The 21,070-nt window shown below is 61.9% G+C and carries 21 protein-coding genes; 12 read left to right on the forward strand and 9 right to left on the reverse strand.

Translation table 11 applies throughout. From position 1 onward, the window contains the following. Positions 1–90: 90 nt before the first annotated feature. The 6 genes from ACR1XU_RS14190 to ACR1XU_RS14215 are packed head-to-tail and all read right to left on the reverse strand — an operon-like array spanning position 91 to position 4,072. On the reverse strand, positions 91–372 hold the full coding sequence (locus ACR1XU_RS14190; protein ID WP_321249379.1) for a hypothetical protein: 282 nt from the start codon (positions 370–372) through the stop codon (positions 91–93). Then, entirely contained in the window at positions 369–974 is a 606-nt protein-coding gene (gene plsY, locus ACR1XU_RS14195; protein WP_170614342.1) for a glycerol-3-phosphate 1-O-acyltransferase PlsY, read from the reverse strand. Before plsY ends, ACR1XU_RS14190 begins: the two co-directional genes overlap by 4 nt. Continuing rightward, entirely contained in the window at positions 974–2,254 is a 1,281-nt protein-coding gene (gene pyrC / locus ACR1XU_RS14200) for a dihydroorotase (RefSeq protein WP_480904639.1), read from the reverse strand. The genes plsY and pyrC overlap by 1 nt, the downstream gene beginning before the upstream one ends. Then, on the reverse strand, positions 2,251–2,637 hold the full coding sequence (locus ACR1XU_RS14205; RefSeq protein ID WP_480904641.1) for a hypothetical protein: 387 nt from the start codon (positions 2,635–2,637) through the stop codon (positions 2,251–2,253). Before ACR1XU_RS14205 ends, pyrC begins: the two co-directional genes overlap by 4 nt. Continuing rightward, positions 2,622–3,140, reverse strand: coding sequence for a hypothetical protein (locus ACR1XU_RS14210; protein WP_480904644.1), 519 nt, complete (start codon positions 3,138–3,140; stop codon positions 2,622–2,624). Before ACR1XU_RS14210 ends, ACR1XU_RS14205 begins: the two co-directional genes overlap by 16 nt. Beyond that, on the reverse strand, positions 3,137–4,072 hold the full coding sequence (locus ACR1XU_RS14215; RefSeq protein ID WP_170679609.1) for an aspartate carbamoyltransferase catalytic subunit: 936 nt from the start codon (positions 4,070–4,072) through the stop codon (positions 3,137–3,139). Before ACR1XU_RS14215 ends, ACR1XU_RS14210 begins: the two co-directional genes overlap by 4 nt. A gap of 762 nt (positions 4,073–4,834) precedes the next feature. On the opposite strand from ACR1XU_RS14215, the gene ACR1XU_RS14220 reads away from it, so the two are divergent. The 6 genes from ACR1XU_RS14220 to ACR1XU_RS14245 all read left to right on the forward strand — a co-directional run bounded on the left by ACR1XU_RS14220 (position 4,835) and on the right by ACR1XU_RS14245 (position 12,331). Next, positions 4,835–5,602, forward strand: coding sequence for a uracil-DNA glycosylase (locus ACR1XU_RS14220; RefSeq protein ID WP_170614347.1), 768 nt, complete (start codon positions 4,835–4,837; stop codon positions 5,600–5,602). Beyond that, entirely contained in the window at positions 5,599–6,198 is a 600-nt protein-coding gene (locus tag ACR1XU_RS14225; RefSeq protein WP_170679613.1) for a metallophosphoesterase family protein, read from the forward strand. Before ACR1XU_RS14220 ends, ACR1XU_RS14225 begins: the two co-directional genes overlap by 4 nt. After that, positions 6,195–6,815 carry a LysE family translocator gene (locus ACR1XU_RS14230; RefSeq protein ID WP_480904650.1) on the forward strand — a complete coding sequence of 207 codons (621 nt, stop codon included), beginning with the start codon at positions 6,195–6,197 and terminating at the stop codon, positions 6,813–6,815. The genes ACR1XU_RS14225 and ACR1XU_RS14230 overlap by 4 nt, the downstream gene beginning before the upstream one ends. Before the next feature lie 6 nt (positions 6,816–6,821). Then, the gene (gene moaB / locus ACR1XU_RS14235) at positions 6,822–7,364 is read left to right on the forward strand and encodes a molybdenum cofactor biosynthesis protein B (protein ID WP_480904653.1); all 543 of its coding nucleotides are present in this window, start codon (positions 6,822–6,824) and stop codon (positions 7,362–7,364) included. Positions 7,365–7,469: 105 nt separating this feature from the next. Continuing rightward, positions 7,470–8,924: an efflux RND transporter periplasmic adaptor subunit gene (locus ACR1XU_RS14240; RefSeq protein ID WP_480904656.1), complete on the forward strand. Its 1,455-nt coding sequence runs from the start codon at positions 7,470–7,472 to the stop codon at positions 8,922–8,924. Positions 8,925–8,929: 5 nt separating this feature from the next. Beyond that, positions 8,930–12,331, forward strand: a complete 3,402-nt coding sequence (locus tag ACR1XU_RS14245; RefSeq protein WP_480904658.1) for an efflux RND transporter permease subunit — start codon at positions 8,930–8,932, stop codon at positions 12,329–12,331. Here the strand turns inward: ACR1XU_RS14245 and ACR1XU_RS14250 are convergent. Beyond that, entirely contained in the window at positions 12,309–12,779 is a 471-nt protein-coding gene (locus ACR1XU_RS14250) for an NUDIX hydrolase (protein ID WP_480915621.1), read from the reverse strand. The two genes, ACR1XU_RS14245 and ACR1XU_RS14250, sit on opposite strands and share 23 nt — an antisense overlap. Continuing rightward, positions 12,751–13,563 (reverse strand): protein-disulfide reductase DsbD domain-containing protein, encoded by an 813-nt coding sequence (locus ACR1XU_RS14255; RefSeq protein WP_480904662.1) that lies wholly within the window; start codon positions 13,561–13,563, stop codon positions 12,751–12,753. The genes ACR1XU_RS14250 and ACR1XU_RS14255 overlap by 29 nt, the downstream gene beginning before the upstream one ends. Positions 13,564–13,709: 146 nt before the next feature. Between ACR1XU_RS14255 and ACR1XU_RS14260 the strand changes: the two genes are divergently transcribed. Next, positions 13,710–14,264, forward strand: a complete 555-nt coding sequence (locus ACR1XU_RS14260) for a YqgE/AlgH family protein (protein WP_170679624.1) — start codon at positions 13,710–13,712, stop codon at positions 14,262–14,264. Here ACR1XU_RS14260 and ACR1XU_RS14265 read toward each other — a convergent pair whose 3' ends face one another. Further along, a complete protein-coding gene (locus tag ACR1XU_RS14265) occupies positions 14,265–15,215 on the reverse strand; it encodes an L-threonylcarbamoyladenylate synthase (RefSeq protein WP_480904666.1) in 951 nt (316 codons plus the stop codon). It abuts the gene before it with no gap. Positions 15,216–15,352: 137 nt separating this feature from the next. Between ACR1XU_RS14265 and ACR1XU_RS14270 the strand changes: the two genes are divergently transcribed. The 5 genes from ACR1XU_RS14270 (at position 15,353) to ACR1XU_RS14290 (ending at position 21,008) form a co-directional block, all read left to right on the forward strand. Further along, positions 15,353–17,056 carry an acyl-CoA dehydrogenase family protein gene (locus ACR1XU_RS14270; protein WP_480813074.1) on the forward strand — a complete coding sequence of 568 codons (1,704 nt, stop codon included), beginning with the start codon at positions 15,353–15,355 and terminating at the stop codon, positions 17,054–17,056. After that, positions 17,053–18,102, forward strand: a complete 1,050-nt coding sequence (locus ACR1XU_RS14275; protein ID WP_480904669.1) for an MBL fold metallo-hydrolase — start codon at positions 17,053–17,055, stop codon at positions 18,100–18,102. Before ACR1XU_RS14270 ends, ACR1XU_RS14275 begins: the two co-directional genes overlap by 4 nt. 3 nt (positions 18,103–18,105) lie before the next feature. Continuing rightward, on the forward strand, positions 18,106–18,558 hold the full coding sequence (locus ACR1XU_RS14280; protein ID WP_170614358.1) for a DUF6173 family protein: 453 nt from the start codon (positions 18,106–18,108) through the stop codon (positions 18,556–18,558). A 64-nt stretch (positions 18,559–18,622) separates the two neighbouring features. Continuing rightward, positions 18,623–20,461, forward strand: a complete 1,839-nt coding sequence (locus tag ACR1XU_RS14285; protein WP_480904672.1) for a glycerophosphodiester phosphodiesterase — start codon at positions 18,623–18,625, stop codon at positions 20,459–20,461. Beyond that, a complete protein-coding gene (locus ACR1XU_RS14290) occupies positions 20,448–21,008 on the forward strand; it encodes a hypothetical protein (RefSeq protein ID WP_480904675.1) in 561 nt (186 codons plus the stop codon). The genes ACR1XU_RS14285 and ACR1XU_RS14290 overlap by 14 nt, the downstream gene beginning before the upstream one ends. The last annotated feature ends 62 nt before the right edge of the window (positions 21,009–21,070 follow it).

Raw genomic sequence — 21,070 nt, forward strand, 5'->3', positions numbered from 1 at the left:
ACACCCCAGTTGGGAAGCGGTCTGTTCACGTTCAAAGCAATCAATTGTGATTGTGCGGTTATGAATAGGTGATGTGCAGGAACGAAGGGTTCAGCCAACCGGTTGCGGATCGGGCACCAGCGCCATCGTGAACGCGATCACCTTGGCTGCAGACATCTCGCAGGGCCGGAGCAGCGCACCGCTGTTCTTGGTCTGATACAGGTTCAGGCTGATGAAATCTGTGCCGTCCAGCTGATGCGCCACCAGCTTGTGCGACTTGCCTTTCGCCACGGTCTGGCGGCACACGACATAACGCCCGTTGCGGCTTGTACCGGTGAAAGTGCCCATGGGCAGGGCAAAGAACGCGTTCAGAAATTCGTCTGGCGGGGTCACGATTTGCCGATTTTCGGCTCGGTCCCGGCCTTGATACGCGCGACGTTGGCACTGTGCCGCCAGTAGACCAACAGGGTCAGGATTATCCCCAGAATGAACGTCGCGCCATCCGTCAGAACAACGATCCAAACCGTCAGCAGGGCCGCCGCTGCAAGCGCGCCAACCGAGGAGATCCTCCAGATCGCTGCCGCCACAAGCCAGCTCAGACAGCAGGCAACTCCGACCCGCCAGTCCAGGGCCAGCCACAGGCCCAGAAAGGTCGCAACACCCTTGCCGCCTTTGAAGCCCAGCCAGACCGGAAAGCAATGTCCCAGAAAAGCGGTCAGGGCGGCAATCTGGGCTGCGTCTTCTCCGGCCAGTGAACGTGCCAGCAGAACAGCCACCGCCCCTTTGGCCGCATCGAAAATCAGGGTCAGCGCGGCGGCGGCCTTGTTGCCGGTGCGCAGAACATTGGTGGCGCCGATATTGCCGGACCCGATACTGCGCAAGTTGCCCAGTCCCATGACCCTGGCGATGATCATGCCGAAGGGAACCGACCCCATAAGGTAACCGATCACGGCCCACAGGATCAGTTGGGTCATGGTACTGTCGATCAGGGGCATCAGGTTCTCCGGTAAACTTCTTTGCCAGCGACAAAAGTCGCTGTGACCTTACCCTGCATCCGCTGGCCGTCAAACGGTGTGTTCTGCGACTTGGATTTCAGGGCGAACCGGTCCAGCACAAAGGGGACATCGGGATCGAACAGCACCAGATCGGCCGGTGCGCCTTCGGACAGGCGACCGCACTCCAGGCCCAACCGTTTCGCCGGGTTCAGGGCCATGGCGCGAAACAGCGTCGGCAGGTCCAGCTGCTCGGCATGATAAAGGCGCAGCGCGGCGGGCAGCAGTGTTTCCAGCGCCACCGCGCCCGAGGCGGCTTCTTCAAACGGCAGACGCTTGCTTTCTTCGTCCTGCGGCGTGTGCATCGAGCTGATCGTGTCGATCAACCCGGTGCGCAGCGCCTCGATCACCGCCAGCCGGTCGTCTTCGGACCGCAGCGGGGGTTTGACCTTGAAGAAGGTACGGTAGTCGGCTACGTCCAGTTCGTTCAGCGTCAGATGATGGATCGAGGTCCCGGCGGTGATGTCCAGCCCATTGCGCTTGGCGCGTTCCAGCGCGGGCAGGGCGCGGGCGGTGGTGATCTGGTCGGCGTGGTATTTTGCACCGGTCATTTCCAGCAGGGCGATGTCGCGGTCCAGCCCCATCCGCTCGGCCATCGGCGACACGGCGGGCAGGCCGCGCAGGGCAGCGAACTTGCCACTGGTCGCGGCGGCCCCGGCGCTCAGGCCCGGTTCCTGCGGATGCGCGATGACCAGCGCACCGCAGGATTTCGCATAGGTCAAAGCGCGAGAGAACACTTTGGTATTGGCGATAACGTGATCGCAATCGGTGAACGCAACGGCTCCTGCGTCTTGCAGGAAACCGATCTCGGTCATTTCGCGGCCTTCGCGGCCCTTGGTCAGGGCGGCCATCGGCAGCACGTTAACCGGTGTATCGGCCTGAGCCCGACGGGTGACGAATTCCAACGTTTCCGGCGTGTCGATGGCGGGGTTGGTGTCGGGCCGGGTGACCATGGTGGTCACACCTCCCGCAGCAGCGGCGAGACCTGCGGATTTATAGCTTTCCTTGTGCCGTTCACCCGGTTCGCAGACCTTGACGCCAATATCGACGATACCCGGTGCCAGACAGTGGCCGCCGCAGTCGATGATTTGGGAGTCGTAAACCGGTGCCTGCCCCTCTCCGCGCGCCACAATCCGGCCCTCGGCGACCTGCAGCCACCCGGTTGCATCCGTTCCGGCCTCGGGGTCGATCAGGCGGGCGTTTGAGAAGAGAACGGTGCTCATGAAATGGCCCTTTCGATTGCGGCTTTGGTGGCGGCAGGGTCTGCCTGGTATTTGATCAGATGTTTGTCACCGCTGTTGGTGACGATCTGGACGAAGCTGCCTAGGATGTTGACCGCATCGATCTGGTTCAGTGGCACATTGCGGGGGCCGGGGCCGGTCAGGATGGTATCCGTCATCTGCCATGTGGCAACCAGTTCTTCGGAGGCCAGATACCAGGCGCGGATGCCGATGGCGGCAAGCCCCGCGGGTGCGCCTGTCCAGACGTAGGGGTTGCCGATCAGCCATAGAACCAGCATCGCACACGCCATGGCCCCGGCAGCGAGCCAGGCGTTGGTGCGGATATAGGCGCCTTTGTCCGGTGCGAAACTTACAGGATCAGCCACAGGACACCTCCGATAACCAGAAAGATCACCAGCGCCAGAATGGCCGACCCCATACGGCGCGGTTTGTCATCAACAGGGGCGGTCTGCGGCGCCGAGAACGGTTTGGCGCTTTCGGTTTCAATCGGGCCACCGGTCCAGTTGGTGACCTCTTCGGTATAAAGACTGGTCAGGTGCAGCCTCGGGTCCGGCGTCACCGTTGCCGCTCGGTCGCCGAAGGCGGCACTGCGCACGACCATCACCCAGCCTTCGATGGCGTCCAACGCGGCGCGGTCCAGTTGGTCGGCAGAGACGCCGCAGCCCTCGTTCAGATAGCCGTAAAGCCCGAGGTCTTCGAGGTCCGAGACCGGAAAAACGTCGATCTGGTCCGGGTTCAGCCCGTCAACCCCCAGAACCTGATCGGCAGCGCCCGGTTCGCGCAGGAACTTCGCCTCTTCGGAACGCATGTCCAGCGTGAACAGGCGGATCACGCCGCGTTCGTGGGGGGCGACAGTCAGATCGCTCATGCGGCTTCGCGCAGGTTGCGGGCCAGCAGTTCCATTGCGGCCATCCGCACTGCGACGCCCATCTCGACCTGTTCCTGAATGACGGACCGGTTGATGTCATCGGCCAGTGTGCCGTCGATCTCGACGCCACGGTTCATCGGGCCGGGGTGCATGACGATCGCGTCGGGCTTGGCCAGTGCCAGCTTTGCGGCATCCAGACCGTAGCGGTGGTAATATTCACGTTCCGAGGGGATGAAGCCGCCATCCATCCGCTCTTTCTGAAGGCGCAGCATCATGACGACATCCACGTCCTTCAGACCCTCGTTCATGTCGTCGTAGATTTCGGCTCCGAACTCGGCGAATTGCGCAGGCACCAGCGTCGGCGGGCCGATCAGGCGGATGCGGTTCTCCATCTTGCCCAGCAGGATCAGGTTCGAGCGGGCCACACGGGAATGGGCCACGTCTCCGCAAATGGCGATGTTCAGACGGTGTAGCCGGCCCTTGGCGCGCCGAATGGTCAGCGCGTCCAGCAGCGCCTGCGTCGGGTGCTCGTGCCGCCCGTCGCCCGCGTTCAGCACGGCGCAGTTCACCTTCTGCGCCAGCAGATCGACCGCGCCGGAATGCGGGTGCCGCACCACCAGCAGATCGGGATGCATCGCGTTCAGTGTCATAGCTGTATCAATCAGCGTCTCGCCCTTTTTGATCGAACTGGCCTGCATCGCCATGTTCATCACATCCGCGCCCAGCCGCTTGCCCGCAATCTCGAAGCTTGCCTGCGTGCGGGTCGAGTTCTCGAAGAACATGTTAATCTGGGTCAGCCCCGCCAGCACATCCGAGTGTTTCGACGACTGGCGATTCATGTCGACGTATTTCTCGGCCAGATCCAGAATGGCGGTGATATCGGATTGCGACAGATGCTCGATGCCAAGAAGGTGACGATGGGCGAAACGCATGGGCGGGCTCCTGTCTGACAATCGGGCCGCTTATAAGAAGCCACGCAGCGCAAGGCAACCTAAGGATCAGTGCTCTCGGGCAGTTTCTCGCACCCGCCTTTCGGCAGGCACTGCTCGCCGGGTTTGCACCATTTGCCATAACCGCAATCGATGGCCCGGACCGGCACACAGCCTTGATTTCTGGAGCATTTGAAACCGGGACGGCACTGCGATCCGGTTTTTTCGCACAAAAACCAGCCCGGACGGGAGCAACCGCCAGCCGGCAGACAGGACGATCCCGCAGAGCAGACATTTCCGTCGTCGCAGGCGCTTGGCAGCCCGGGGTTGAACTCAGGCGTGATCCGTTCGCATTCTCCGCGCCCGTTGCAGAAACTGTTGCTTGGACAATCCAGGCGCGACGTGCATTTGTTTGCCCCTGCAGGCGCACAGCGGGTGCCGCCTGCCACGCAGCGTTCAAATGGCCCGCAGGACCGGCCCCCGCCGCAATAGGTTCCGCCTGCGCGGATGCAGTGGCCGTCAAAGCTGCACCGCTGTCCTCCGCTGCAGCAGGTGCTGCCGCATTGGAACTGCCCTGCGCGGCACTGCCCGTGCTTGTCGTGAAAGGTCGCCATGGCCGGTCCGCTGCCAAAGACGTTGAACAGCAGCAGGAGCAGGAGATATCTCAGAGCAATCAGCATGTGCATGGCCATCGTCGGTGCGACCGGGTGCCATGGCAAGGTCTATTCGCTTTCCCTCGGGCCAAAGCTGGTTAGATTATGAGGCATGGAATCGGCAATGGACCATCATACCGCGCGCGCCCTGCTGGAATGGCAGGTTGAACTGGGCGTCACCGACGCTATCGGTGACGCGCCGGTTGACCGCTATGCCTTGCCGGATACCGCGCCGAAGGCCCGGACACAGGTTGTTGAACATTCGTCGCAAGAAAAGCCGCGACAGGCGGACCCAATTGCGGCTGCCGAAAAGGCCGCGCGCGGGGCAGGGTCGCTGCCGGAATTGCGCGCAACGATGGATGCGTTCGATCTGTGCGACCTGAAGCGGGGCGCACGGCAGCTGGTGTTTGCGGATGGCACCCCCGGCGCGCGGGTGATGATCATAGGCGAGGCCCCGGGCCGGGATGAGGATCGCGAAGGCAAGCCGTTCGTGGGTCGCGCCGGGCAATTGCTGGACCGGATGCTGGCTGCCATTGATCTGAACCGGGCCGAGAATGTCTATATCACGAACGTCCTGCCATGGCGCCCGCCGCAGAACCGTGATCCGAAGCCCGAGGAAATCGGCATGATGAACCCGTTTCTGCAGCGTCATATCGCATTGGCAAACCCTGAGGTTCTTGTGGTGATGGGCAATATCAGCTGTCAGGCCGTGCTGGGAAAACGCGGCATCACACGGCTGCGCGGGAATTGGGAACAGGCGCTGGATCTGCCGGTCATACCAATGTTTCACCCTGCCTATCTGCTGCGGCAGCCGCAGATGAAGCGGCAGGCCTGGGCCGATCTGCTGGAACTCAGGGCGTGGCTGGAGGCGAAGCGATGAAAATACTGGCGTTCTCGGACCTGCATATGGCGCGCAACCGCGCCGCCGATCTGGTTGCGGCCAGTGCAGAGGCCGATCTGGTGATCGGGGCCGGGGATTACTGCAACATGCGTCAGGGTCTGGACGAAGCGATGGCCATGCTGTCCGGTATCGCTGCACCGATGGTTCTGGTGCCGGGCAATGCCGAAAGCGCGGAAGAGCTGGCAGATGCCGTCCCTGACGGGGTGCATGTGCTGCACGGGTCTGGTATGACCGTCGACGGGCTGCGGCTGTTCGGTCTGGGCTACGGCGTTCCGGTTACGCCTTTTGGCGACTGGTCCTGTGACATGACCGAAGGCGATGCGACCGAAATGCTGGCACGATGCGTCGGGACTGACATCCTGATCGCGCATTCACCGCCGAAAGGATACGGCGATAAGACATCTCAGGGGCTTTCAGTCGGGTCTACGGCCATCAGGAATGCAATTGAACGGATTCAGCCCGCGTTGGTGCTTGGTGGCCATATCCATGACAGCTGGGGGTATCGCGGTTCGATCGGCCGGTCGCAGGTCGCCAATCTCGGTCCGCAAGTCAACTGGTTCGAGGTCCGCGCATGATCGAGAACGTGACGCTGCTGGCCTTTGTGCCTGCGGCCATCGCACTGAACCTCACGCCGGGTGCGGATATGATGTTCTGTTTCGGGCAGGGGCTGCGATCCGGCACAAAACCCGCGATTGCCGCCAGCGCCGGAATTTCGATGGGCTCGATGATCCATGTTTCGCTGGCCGGACTGGGATTGGGCGCGGTTGTTGCCGCTGTTCCGTGGGTGTTCGACGCGATCCGCTGGCTGGGTGTCGCCTATCTGCTGTATCTGGCATGGGGTGCGATACGGCACGGCGCGATCTCGGCCGAAGGTCCGGCAAAACCGACACGCTATGCCTTTCGCGACGGGTTTCTGGTCAACCTGACCAACCCGAAAGTCATTCTGTTTGTCCTCGCCTTTATTCCGCAATTCGTAAACCCCGCCTCGGGGTCCGTTCTGCTGCAATTCCTGATCTTCGGGGCGATCATTTCCATCGGCGGGTTCGTTATCAACGGGCTGGTGGGCGTGTTTGCCGGAGGCGCGGGTCAAATGCTGATCAACAGCCCCCGCGCGTCCAGAATTCTGAGCTGGGTCAGTGGCGGCATCTGCACCGCTCTGGCGATCCGGCTTGCCATCATGGAAAGGGCCTGACGCCAAATGTCACGCATTGATGAAACCATGGAGTTCATCCCGGTTCGTATCGCCGTTCTGACCGTGTCAGATACGCGCTCGATCGAGGAAGACCGTTCCGGCCAGACCCTGGTCGACCGGATTGAACGGGCCGGCCACACCGTGGCAGACCGCAAGATCCTACCGGATGAGCGCAGCCAGATCGCAGATCAGCTGCGCGCCTGGATCGCCGAGCCCAATATTGACGTTGTCCTGTCGACCGGGGGGACCGGCCTGACGGGGCGCGATGTCACGGTCGAGGCGCATCGAGACGTCTATGAAAAGGAAATCGAGGCGTTTGGAACCGTCTTCACCATCATCTCGATGGAAAAGATCGGCACTTCGGCTGTTCAGTCGCGCGCAACAGGCGGCGTGGCGGGCGGGACCTATCTGTTTGCCCTCCCCGGCAGTCCCGGCGCGTGCAAGGACGCCTGGGACGGGATTTTGGAAAAACAGTTCGATTACCGGCATCGCCCCTGCAATTTTGTGGAAATAATGCCGCGATTGGACGAACATCTGCGACGGAAGTAGACTGGTCATACGTTCAAGTCCTTATAACCGCCTTGTGGCTTGGCTTATTTTCCGGTCCAGCTACATTTCGCGTATGGCAGCCTGTTGCAACTTGGGTGAATGATTGTGCGATTTCTGAGGCAAAGCCTTGTTGGTGTCTTTCTGGCGTCCCTGACGCTGGCCCTGTTGTTTGTGGCTGCACAGATGATCGCAAATGCGCTGCAGGATGTGCTGACCAGGGACGAAAACCGCCCGCCAGCGCAGGAGAGGGTGTTTGCGGTCAGCGTCAAACCCGCGCTGGTGGAAACGGTAATCCCCTATCTGGATGCGTTTGGCGAAGTGCAAAGCCGCCGCAGGCTTGAGTTGCGCGCAGCTCTGGGTGGGCGGGTTGTGTCCCTGGCCGAGGAATTTGAAGATGGCGGCGTTGTGTCCGCTGGCGAGGTACTGGTTGAACTGGACCCCGCCGATGCGCAATCGGCGCTGGACCGTGCCAAATCCGATCTGCTGGATGCCCAGTTCGAAGAGCGCGATGCCGAGCGGTCGCTGCTGCTGGCGCAGGATGAGTTGAACTCGGCCGAAGCTCAGGCCGAGTTGCGCGGACGCGCCCTGCAGCGCCAGAAGGATCTGCAAAGCCGTGGTGTCGGTGCCGCCGCCAGCGTGGAAGAGGCTGAACTGGCCGCAGCGTCGGCTCAGCAATCGGTTCTGGCCCGGCGGATCGCACTGGCGCAGGCCGAATCCCGCGTCGATCAGGCCACCACGTTGCTGGCCCGCGCGCGGATCGCCTTGGAAGCGGCCGAGCGGGATCTGGACGACATGACGATCCGCGCCCGGTTTGGCGGCACGCTGACCGATGTCACACTGGTCGAGGGCCGATTGGTGACGGCCAATGAAAAACTGGCCGAACTGGTCGATCCGGACGCGCTGGAAGTGGCGTTTCGGGTGTCGACCGCACAGTATGTGCGCCTGCTGGACGCGCGGGGCGAGCTGATCAAAGCCCCCGTTTCCGTGTCGCTGGAAGTGACCGGCACTGACCTGGTCGCCCTTGGTCGGATCAGCCGCGACAGCGGATCGGCGGGGGAAGGGCAGACGGGCCGGTTGATCTATGCCCGCCTGAATGATGCGTTTGGCTTCAAACCCGGTGACTTCGTGACGGTCTCGGTCGAGGAACAACCCGTCGAGAATGTTGTTCGCCTGCCGTCGACGGCTCTTGATGCGTTTGGCACCGTACTGGTGCTGGGTGATGGCGACCGGCTTGAGGCGCTGCCTGTGCAATTGATCCGCCGACAGGGCGATGAGGTTCTGCTGCGCGGGGAGGGGCTGGAAGGGCGCGAGGTGGTGATCGGACGCACCCCGTTGCTGGGCGCGGGCGTACGTGTTCGTCCCTTGCGGGCCGAAGCCCGAGCGCAGCCGGACACGGATATGGTCGAGTTGTCGGATGAACAACGCGCGCAATTTGTAGCACAGGTCGAAGCCAGCGCAGGTATGTCGCAGGACGCCAAGGCCCGCGTGCTGGGCCAGTTGAGCGAGGCGAAAGTGCCTGCATCGCTGGTGCGCCGTCTTGAAAGCCCGACAGGGGGATAAGCGTCATGATGCGCGAAATCCCCGGTGCAGCAGGCGGTATCCTGAGCTACTTCATCCGGCACCGGACCGTGGCCAATCTTTTGCTGCTGGTGATGTTGGTTCTGGGCGCCGCCGCGATTCCGAACATGCGGGCGCAGTTCTTTCCCGATGTGGTGCTGGAACGGGTGGACGTCACCGTCAATTGGGATCAGGCCGGCCCCGAGGATATGGACAGTGCCATCGTCAGGGTTCTGGAACCGGCCCTGCTGGCTGTCGAGGGCGTGACCAGCACCGAATCCAGTTCGCATCCCGGACATTCGCGCATCCGGATGGAGTTCGAACCGGACTGGGACATGGCCAGGGCCGTCGAGGAGGTGCGCACCGCCGTTGACGCTGTGACCGATCTGCCGGACGACGCTGACGAGCCCATTATCCGGCGCGGCGCCTGGCGGGACCGCGTCACGGACGTTGTACTGACCGGACCGGTCGGGACCGAACAGCTTGCGAACTTCACCGATGAACTGATCAGCCGCCTGTTCGCAGCCGGTGTGACCCGAACATCGATCCGCGGCATTGCCGCGCCGCGTGTGGTGGTCGAGGTGCCGACCGCGCAGCTGATTGCCAATGACATCACCCTGTCCGAAATCGCCTCGGCCATTGCGGCCGAGGTCAATGCCAGCCCTGCGGGGCTGGTAACTGGGGCAAATGCACGCATCAAAGCCGGCACAGAAAAACGTACGCCCGAAGAAATCGAAGGCATTGCGCTGCGCACGTTCGAGGACGGCGCGAAGCTGGTGGTCGGCGATGTGGCGCGGATTTTCGTCGAAGGCGTCACCCGTCATCGCAGCTATTTCGTCGATGACGACCCGGCCATGTCGATCCGCGTCGATCGCTCGAATCTTGGGGATGCGATCGACATCCAGCATCGGGTCGAGGATGTCGTCGCCGAGATGCAAGCCAGTCTGCCCGATGGTGTCACGATCGAACTGATCCGGACCCGGGCGCAGGCCATCACCGACAGGCTGAACATTCTTGTCGACAATGGTCTGCTCGGCCTGGGTCTTGTGGTCTGCCTGCTGTTTCTCTTTCTCAATGCGCGTATTGCGTTCTGGGTTGCAGCCGGTATTCCCGTCGCCATGTCCGCCGCGATCGCGTTCATGTATATCGGCGGGCTCTCCATCAACATGGTTTCACTGTTCGGCCTGATCATCACACTGGGTATTGTGGTCGATGACGCCATCGTGGTCGGTGAACATGCCGATTTCCGTGCACGTCGATTGGGCGAGGCACCGATGGTTGCAGCAGAACGGGCCGCCCGGCGCATGGCGATGCCGGTTTTTGCTGCAACAGTCACGACGGTTATCGCCTTTTTTGGCCTGACCCTGGTTGGCGGGCGCTTCGGGGTGTTGATCCGCGATGTCCCGTTTACCGTGATTGCCGTCCTGATCGCCTCACTGATCGAGTGTTTCCTGATCCTGCCGAACCATATGGCCCATGCCATAAAACACTCGGCCAAGGAACACTGGTATGACCTGCCCAACCGGGTGGTGAACAAGGGTTTTCGCTGGGTGCGCGACCACCTGTTCCGACCACTGATCGCCTGGGTGGTCTGGGCCCGCTATGTGGTTGTCGCGGTGATGGTGGTGATTCTGGCCAGTCAGGTCGCTCTGTTTATCCGTGGAGATGTGAACTGGCGCTTTTTCAACGCGCCCGAGCGTGGTTCGGTCACAGGCAGCTTCATCATGCGCGAAGGGGCGACGCGGGATGACACGCTGGAAATGATGCGCATGTTGCAGCAGGCCGCCGAAGAGATGGGTCAGATCTATGCGGAGCGCCATGGGCGCAATCCCATCGAATATGCGCTGGCCCAGATCGGCGACACGCCGGGCTATGGGCTTGCGGCGGCAGACGGCAAGGACGGGTCGCTGCTGGGGGGTATTTCCATCGAACTGATCGATGCCGATCAGCGCCCCTATTCCAGTTTCGAGTTTGTCGGAGAATTGCAGGAATATGTTCCGCGCCATCCCAAGGTCGAGCTTGTCACGTTTCGCGGCTGGCGGTCCGGCCCAGGCGGCGATGCGATCGATGTTCAGTTTTATGGGGCTGAGATCGACACGCTCAAATCGGCGTCCGAGGATTTGCAGACCGAACTGTCGAAATACCCCGAGGTTTCCGCGCTGCAGGACGATCTGGCCTATGACAAGGAAGACTTCATCCTGGAACTCACAGCACAGGGTCAGGCCCTGGGATTCCGGATCGAAACGCTGGGCCGGGTTCTGCGCAGCCGCCTGAACGGCATCGAGGCCGCAACCTTCCCGGATGGTCCGCGCAGCGCCGAAATACGGGTTGAACTGCCCGAAAGCGAACTGACGGCCGATTTTCTGGAACGCACACTGATGCGGTCGCCCGAAGGGATATACGTACCGCTGGCCGATATCGTTTCGGTCCAGCGAAAGTCAGGCTTTTCCACGATCCGGCGCGAGAATGGCTTGCGGGTGGTCTCGGTAAATGGCGACATCTCCGAAGATGACCCCGATCGCGCCGCTGAAATTGAACGTGCTCTCAGTCAGGAAATCCTACCCAAAATCGCCTCCGAGCGGCAGGTCGAATGGCGCATGTCGGGGCTGAGTGAGCAGGCAGATGATTTCCTGTCGCAGGCGCGCACCGGCCTGATCCTGTGCCTGACGGGCATTTATCTGGTTCTGGCCTGGGTCTTTGCGAGCTGGACGCGGCCGTTGTTAGTCATGGCGATCATTCCATTTGGCCTCGTGGGTGCCATCTGGGGCCACTACATCTGGGCTGTACCGCTTAGCATGTTCACGGTCGTGGGCCTGCTGGGGATGACAGGAATAATCATCAACGACTCCATCGTGCTGGTGACGACCATCGACGCCTATCAGCAGGACAGGGGGTTGATTCCGTCCATTGTCGAAGGCACAGCCGACAGGTTGCGGCCGGTGATGCTAACCACTTTGACTACGGTTCTTGGTCTCACTCCGCTGCTGTACGAAGGCTCGCAGCAGGCGCAGTTCCTCAAGCCCACAGTGATCACGCTGGTCTACGGTCTTGGGTTCGGAATGCTTCTGGTTCTGTTGCTTGTACCTGCGCTGCTGGCCATCCTGAATGACGTGACACGTCCGATGACCTCAATGCGTCGCGCCCTGCGCGCGCCGGATAGGGTGGTGCAAGGGATGATTGTCATAACCGGTTTGGCATTGCTGGCCTGGTTTGCGGTGACGATGGTGTGGCCCGCTGTCGCGGGCACGCCGCTGACCGCTCTGGCCGACTTTTACCCCGGCGAAGATGGTTCTGCGGTTCTGCGTATGGGACTGGGTGTGTTCGCTGCCGGCGCAGCGCTGATCCTGGTGCTGAGCGTTGCGCTTTCCGGTCTGATTTACGCGCGGCTCAGAGGCCGGATCGGGGCTTGACCCCGTCCAATGCGGTCTCCAGCAGGTCGGCGACACGTGCGCTCATATTCAATTCGCCGCGCGTGATCTGATCGATGGGAAACCAGCGCGCGTCCATCGCGTCATCGCCGGCAACCGGATCGCCGGCCTGATATCGGCAGGCTACGCCGACCAGCAGGTAATGCGACAGAACCTGCCCGTTAGGATCACGACGCAGCAGATCCAGATTGTCAAGATACTGCAGAGGTTCAGCCATCACCGATGTTTCTTCGTGCAGCTCGCGCTGCGCGGCCTGCATCACGGTCTCGCCCCATTCGACATGACCGCCGGGAAATCCCCAAAGCCCGGCATCCGGTTGCTTGGAGCGCTGAACCAGCAACACCTGATCCTGATGGACAACAACGGCCAGAGCGCCGATTTTTGGGTATTGCATCACCGGATCAGCCCGCGCTGCATCCCTGAATGTCAACCGCGTGGCTGCTGCCCAGCACTGTGATCCTGACGGCTGACCGGTCCAGTGCAAAGGGACTGCCCGATGCATTGACCACCTCGGTCCGGGCGATCAGCGTGTCGCCCTGCCGCCGGGTTTCGGGATGCGCGGCCCACAAGGCCGGATTGCCCGGCTCGATCACGGCGACCTCGGTCCCTCCGGCTGATGGCATGGTGATGCGCGCCTCGATTTGCATGCCATCTTTTGTGGGCGACAGGTGGCACTTGGCGCTGGCCACACGGGCCTCGTTGGCGGAATAGGGGCGTTGTGCCAATGCGGCGGCAATGGCCGGGTTGCGTCCTGCGTTCTTGTCCAGAGTATGATCGAAACCCAGCCGCTCGGGGATGCAGACATCCTTGCACACGCCCAGATCCATCTCACCGCGCAGACGCACTGGTTTGGCAGGGTTCTTTGGCGTGATCTCGACCGGAAGAACCAGCTGATCCTGATACCCGATCGAGCGCAATCCGTTCTGGTCAAAAACATCCGGCGCAGGCCAGGTGATCGAAATGTCGCCAACGTTGCGCGACCCTTTCCAGTCGAACTGTGGCGGGATGCCCGCATCGCCCGGCGCGCGCCAGTAGGTTTTCCAGCCGTCTTTCAGGGTCAGGCGCAACGCACCCAGATAGGTACCGTTGGCAGTGCGCCCGCCATCCAGAATATCCAGTTGCACAGGTTTGCCCACGCTCTGCGACAGGGCAGGCGAGGCAAGGGCAAAACAGGCGGTCAGCGCAACTGCGGCGGGTCTGAGAAGTGATCGCATACTACATAAATGCGCGCTCTGGCGCGCGAATCCAAGTCACGTTCCGGTCACTGGGGTGAAATACCGCTAAATGTCGGACGATCCCTTGCCAATTGTGGTCCCACGGGTTCATTGTTGAGACAGGACTCAGTCAGAAACGGCGGCTTATGGATCTTACCGGAAAACTGTTGATTGCTATGCCGGGAATGGGCGATCCGCGCTTTGACCACTCGGTTGTCTATATCTGCAGCCATGGTGAAGACGGCGCCATGGGGCTGATTGTCAACAAACCGTCGGACCTGCGCATCAAGACATTGCTGGGGCAGCTCAATATTGCCTGCAACATTCCCGTCATAGGTGAGCGTCTGGTCCATTTCGGCGGTCCGGTCGAGATGTCGCGCGGCTTCGTCCTGCACAGCGCCGATTACGAAGCCAACCTCCACTCGATGCAGATTTCGACCGATTTCAGCATGACGGCCACGCTGGACGTGCTGGAAGATCTGGCTTCGGGGCGGGGGCCTTTGAACTCGATGCTAACGCTGGGATACTCCGGATGGGGCCCGGGCCAGCTTGAGGACGAGATTGCCATGAATGGCTGGCTGACGACCGATGCAACCTCGAAACTGGTGTTCGACGTCGCTGATGACGAAAAGTGGGAGGCCGCGCTGGCAACCCTTGGCGTTGATCCCCTGACCTTGTCGGCCAGCGCAGGACGCGCCTGATCAGCTGTCGCGCGGGGCCGCCGCGCGGCGCAGCCGGTCGTTGATCGCTGCCCCAAGGCCATGGTCGGGGATCGGGGCGACCGCAATCGGGCGACCCGTTGTGTTCAGTGCATGAAGGGCAGAAAACAGGTTGGCCGCGGCTTCGGTCAGAACACCATCAGCCGACAAGTTCAAATCGCAGTCGACCGGCCCAAAGCCCAGCAGGACTTCATCCCCCTGTCGGGATAGCGCATTTAGCCGAACCGGCGCGTCCGGCGCATAATGAGACTGTAATTGTCCCGGCGCCGTCAAAAGGTCCCCGGGCTGGTGATGATGCAGTCGTGTGTTCAGAACCTCCTCGATCTGTTCCAGCGCCACGCCCCCCGGACGCAGCAGCGCCGGTTCTCCGGCCAGGCCGACGATGGACGATTCCAGCCCGACACCGCAGGGGCCGTCATCCAGAATGGCTGCGATACGCCCACCCAGACCGGCGCGCACATGCTCGGCGGTGGTCGGGCTGATCTGTCCTGACGGGTTGGCGGATGGCGCGGCCACCGGACCATCGAATTCGGCCAGCAATGCCCGCGCGCTGGGATGCGCAGGCACCCGGACGGCCAGCGTGTCCAGCCCGGCTGTGACCAGCGATGAAATGCCATGTCCGTCGCGCAGCGGCAGGACCAGCGTCAAAGGCCCGGGCCAGAACGCGGCGGCCAGTCGCTCGGCCTGATCGGACCAGCGGACGAACCGCTGCGCTGCCTGAACGGATGCGACATGCGCGATCAGCGGATTGAAGCTGGGCCGCCCCTTTGCTTCATAAATCCCGGCGACCGCTTCGCCATGACGGGCATCACCGCCCAGGCCATAGACCGTCTCGGTCGCAAACGCGACCAGAAGACCCTGCCGCAGCAGGTCCGCAGCGCGTGAGATGCCGGCCGGGTCTGCGCTCAGGTCGAGTGTGCCGTGGGGGATCATGACTGGTGACGCCGCGTTTTGATTGCTTGTAACATGGGGAAGAGTAGGTAATGCCTTCGAGCCCAGATGCATAGTGCCGTGCGCGGATGATTCCAAGCCCGCCTGCACAAACCGAACTGACAGCCCCGAGGGAAGCCATGACGTATCGCGCCCCAGTCCCAGATTATGAATTCCTGTTCCGCAATGTGATCGGCTTCGACCAGATCGCAGCCACCGAGATGTTTTCAGAGGCCAGTACGGATGTGGTCAGCGCCATTCTGACCGAAGCAGGCAGGATGTGCGAAGAGGTGATGGCCCCGCTGCAACGTCCCGGTGATCTGGAGCCGGCGCGGCTGGAAAACGGGGTTCTGCGCTCGTCTCCAGGGTATGCCGATGGCTGGAAGGCGATATCCGAAGGGGGCTGGATCGGGATAAGTGGCGATCCTGAATATGGCGGCATGGGCCTGCCGATGACCTTGACCAGCGCCGTGAACGAGATGATGAGCGCGGCCTGCCTTTCGCTGCAACTGGCCCCGCTGATGAGCCAGGGCCAGATCGAGGCGCTGGAGCATCATGCCAGCGCCGAGCTGAAAGAGCTTTACCTGCCCAAACTGATGTCGGGCGAATGGTCCGGCACGATGAACCTGACCGAGGCGCAGGCCGGGTCGGACGTGGGTGCCCTGGCCTCAAAGGCGGAACCGAGCGGGGATGGCACCTACGCGGTGACGGGTCAGAAGATCTTCATCTCGTGGGGCGACAACGATTTCGCGGAAAACGTCTGCCACCTGGTGCTGGCGCGCCTGCCGGACGGCGTTCCCGGGACGAAGGGAATTTCCCTGTTTCTGGTGCCCAAGTTCATCCCGGATGAGAACGGCAATCCGGGCGTGGCGAACGATCTGAAGGTTGTGTCGCTTGAGCACAAGATGGGCCTGCACGGCTCACCGACCTGCGTCATGCAATATGACGGGGCCAGAGGTTGGCTGGTTGGCAAGGAACATGGCGGCATGGCCGCGATGTTTACGATGATGAACAATGCCCGTCTGGGTGTTGGCGGGCAGGGCGTCGGCGTTGCGGAAGGCGCCTATCAGCATGCGCTGGCCTACGCGCTTGAGCGCAAGCAGGGCAAGACGCCCTCGGGTACGATTATCGACCATGCTGATGTGCGCCGCATGCTGATGGAAATGCGCGCGGATGTGTTCGCGGCACGGGCCATCCTGCTGGCCAATGCAGTGGCCATCGACATGGCCAACGCGACCGGCGATGCGGACTGGTCGGCCCGCGCGGCGCTGCTGACGCCGATTGGCAAGGCTTTTGGCACGCAGACCGGCATGCGTGTCGCTGAAACCGGCGTGCAGGTTCACGGCGGCATGGGCTTTATCGAGGAAACCGGAGCGGCCCAGTATTACCGCGACGTTCGCGTGACCGCGATTTACGAAGGCACCAATGGCATTCAGGCGATGGATCTGGTCGCCCGCAAAATGATGGACGGCGGTGAGGCTGCGGCACGGCTGCTGGATGAAATCGAAGATCACGCAGAACAGGCGCGGGCCACCATGCCGGAACTGGCCGGTCCGGTCTGGGAAGCCACCGAAAGCCTGCGTGAGGTCACCGAATGGCTGGTTTCCCAGTCGGAAATGAACAACCGCTTTGCCGGGGCCGTCCCATATTTGCAAGCTTTTGCGCGGGTTCTGGGCGCGCATTACCATCTGGCGGCGGCGCTGGCGGAACCCGATGGGCCGCGGTTCAAGCTGGCACGGTTCTACATCAACGCTTTGTTGCCCGAATATGCGGGCCTGCTGGCACAGGCGCAAAACGGGGCGGACGATATCTTTGCGCTCAACCCGGACGAGCTGCTGGCATGAAGGATGGTGAGCAACGATTGACGACACACTACCCCTGGCCGGACCCTCCGGCCCCCGGTGAGGCGATCGAGATTGCCGAAGGCGTCCTTTGGTTGCGCCTGCCGCTGCCCATGGCGCTGGATCACGTCAATGTCTATGCGCTGGATGATGGCGACGGCTGGACGGTGATCGACACCGGCATTTCGTCCAGAAAGTCGCGTGGCATCTGGCAAACGCTGATGGACGGGCCACTGGCGGGCAAGCCGGTGACCCGTGTTGTCGTTACGCATCATCACCCCGACCATGTTGGCAATGCAGGGTGGTTCCAGACCGAACACGGCGCTGAACTGGTGGCCAGCCGCACCGCATGGCTGTTTTCGCGGATGCTGACGCTGGACGTGCAGGAAACCTGGCCGCAGGAAACGCTGGACTACTACCGCAGCGCGGGCATGGCGCATGAAATTCTGGCAAAGCGTATGTCGGACCGGCCCTTCAACTTTGCCGACACCGTCTATCCGATGCCGTTGGGCTATAGCCGGATCAAACAGGGCGACGTGATCCGCATGGGCGGGCGTGACTGGGACGTTCACATGGGCAATGGCCACGCGCCCGAACACGCCACGTTCTGGAGCCGCGATGACAATCTTGTCCTGTCCGGCGATCAGATCATCAGCTCGATCAGCCCCAATCTGGGTGTCTATGTCACCGAACCCATGGCGGATCCGGTGGCCGAGTGGCTTGAAGCCTGCGAGCGGCTGTCGGCGCTGGCGCGTCCCGATCATCTGGTGCTGGCCGGGCACAAGCTGCCCTTCACCGGATTGCCGGTTCGCATGCGGCAACTGGTCGACAATCATCACGGCGCGCTCCGGCGGCTGCTGGATCATCTGGACCGGCCCAAATCTGCCGCCGAGTGCTTTGCCCCCCTGTTCAAGCGTCCGATTGGCGAAGGTGAATACGGTCTCGCGCTGGTCGAGGCGGTTGCACATCTGAACCATCTCTACCACATTGATGCTGTAACCCGGTCGCGCCGCGCGGACGGGGCGTGGGAGTTTCAGCGCAAAGGGTAAGCCATGCAGGATCAGATCGAAACCTCGGCCGAGGCCGCAGAATCCGCCGCATTGCCACGCTGTTACGAGGTCCACGCCAACTCCAGTGCGCAATCGGGCAACAAGGATCTTCCCGGCCGCCTGAAAAAACCGGTCGAAACCAAAAGCCCGGCGCAGTGGGCCTATGAACGCCTGATCCTGTATATCCAGAATTTTGAAAAGACGCTGGACGGCGATCAGGAGGTTGCCATGGGCTTCACCGGCGGCGATGCCGGGGTGATGCGGATCGAGGGGATGGGTTATTTCGACCCTGACGTGATCACCTTTTTCGGCTCGGACGCCACCGGTGCGCGCACCCAACTGGTACAGCATGTCAGCCAGTTGAACGTGATGCTGCGCGCGCTGCCCAAATCGGTCGAGGACAAACCTGCCAACCGCATCGGTTTTCGGCTGGCTGCGGATCTGGAAGAAAGCTGACAGTCCCGCTTGCAATTCACGCAATCGCAGCCTTGAATGAGCGTATCATTCAGGAGAGCGCCGCGTGACACATTTCTCAACCGTTACAGAGGCCTGGCGGGGGGCTTGGGCGCGCCGTCGGGTGTTCGTACCGATCTATGTTGCGGTGCGACTTTTGCTGGTGGCGCTGATTGCGCCGGGCGTGGCGATAGCCGTGCAACTGGCGGTGTCGCTGTCCAATCAAAGCGCCCTGACCGATCAGGCCATTGCCGGGTTCATCCTGTCCCCGGTGGGCTTTATCGCGGCGATCCTTGCGCTCAGCCTGTTTCTGCTGGCCGAAGTGTTTGTCTTCTCCGTCATGGCGGGTTCTCTGCGCATGGGCGAGGCCGATCCCTGGCGCGCCGGCAGTTCCGCCATCCGGCTGATCCTGTCCCGACTGCCCGCTTTGTTCGGCTTTGCAGTCCGGTTTGTCCTGCGCGTGTTGCTGCTGGTTCTGCCCTTTGCAGCCATTGCCGCCGTTGTCGCGTGGTGGACACTGACGGAATACGACATCAACTATTACCTGACCTTCCAGCCACCCTCGTTCTGGGTGGCGGTTTTGCTGATCGGGTTAATCGTTCTGGCATTGGCCTGGGTTTTGATCCGCAGGCTGTCGGCCTGGGCCCTGTCGCTGCATCTGGTTCTGTTTGAAAGCTGCAATCCCGCAGACGCGTTTGAGGCCAGCACCGGGCGGATGGAGGGCAAACGCGGACGCCTCAAGATCGAATTGGCGCAGTGGCTGGGTATTCGCATTGCGATCGCAGCCGGAATTGCGGCTGTGGCCGGGTTTCTGTTCGATCTCGTGCCCCTGCAACCAGGTGGTCGTCTGCAACTGGCACTGACCTACACGCTGGTGATTGCCGCGCTCTGGTCGCTGGCCGGTCTTGTTCTGGCAGCCGTCGCGCTGGGCGCTTTGGCGGTGCTGCTGGACGGGTTTTTCGAGGCGAAAACGTCAGACATCCCCCACCCCGAACCGGGCAACTTGAGGTTGCCGCTATTTGGTGTTTTGGGGGCTGCCGTCCTTGCAGTGCTGGTCGGTGGCTGGTTCGGGCAGCGGTTGCTTGATCAGGTGCAGGCCCCCGACCACGCGGATGTCATCGGCCACCGTGGGGCCGCGGCCTTGCGTCCCGAAAACACCATGGCGGCCGTTCTGAAGGCCATCGAGGATGGCGCGGACTGGGTTGAGATCGACGTGCAGGAAACAGCCGATGGTGAGGTCATCGTCGCCCATGACAGGGATTTCATGAAACTGGCGGGCGTCAACCTCAAGGTCTGGGATGCCACAATAGACGACGTCGCAGACATCGATATCGGCAGTTGGTTCGGACCCGAATACGCCTCGGAACGCACGCCGACTCTGCGTGAGGTGTTGGAAGCCGCAAAAGGCCGATCGAAGGTGATCATCGAACTGAAATATTACGGCCATGACGTCGATCTGGAAAACCGGGTTGCCACAATTGTCGAAGAAATGGGGATGCAGGACGATATCGCCACAATGTCCCTGAAATATCCGGCGGTGCAGAAGATGAAGGCTCTGCGCCCGGAATGGCGCGCCGGTGTTCTGGCCGCGACCGCAGTTGGCAATCTGTCGGGGTTGGATGGCGATTTTCTGGCGGTGAACGCGGCGATGGCGACACCCGGGCTAATCCGGTCTGTCCATGCTGCCGGTAAGGATTTTTATGTGTGGACGGTGAACGATCCGTTGCAGATGTCGGCTTTGGCGTCGATGGGCGTCGATGGTCTGATCACCGACCGGCCTGCCATGGCCCGCGAGGTTCTGCGCGTCCGAGCCGAGATGGGTCCGGCGGAACGTTTGCTGCTGTGGTTGGCCACCGAGTTCGGGATGACCGTGGACACAGAGGCGATGCGCGATGCGAGCCCTTAAACCGGCGCTTGTCCTGATCGCCCTTGGCACATCCGCCGCCGCGCAAGATCTGATGCGCGGCATCGAGATGCCCGGCCATCAGGCCCTGATGGCACAATCGGCCGGGGCTGAAGCGGCGCCATTTGAAACCGATGGCTGCTCGGGCGGGCTGTCGGCCAGCTGGCGATTGGTGGCTGACATGATCCCAAGCTTCGCCGCACGCTATGAAAACGACCCTCCGTGGGAATATTGCTGCGTTACCCATGACAGCGCCTATCACAACGCCGGCGGCGCAACGCGGGCCGAAGACAGCTATGACGCCCGCCTGTCGGCGGACGATGCACTGCACGCCTGCGTCGCACAACATGGCGAAGCGCATGCCGAAGAATACGCGGATCGTTACGGGGTGACACCCGAACAGGTCCGAACAGCGCATTCGGTCACGGCGGATGCCATGTACATGGCGGTGCGATTTGGTGGCGGCCCCTGTTCCGGCCTGCCATGGCGATGGGGCTTCGGCTATCCGGGCTGTTCGGTATTCGGATCACAGTCACCTGCGCGCGAATGACGTGGTGACAGCGCTTTCGTTTTCCTTTATCCAAAGCCCAAACACGCGAATTCAGGAGTCTT

Source organism: Ruegeria sp. D1(2025) (assembly GCF_056536425.1).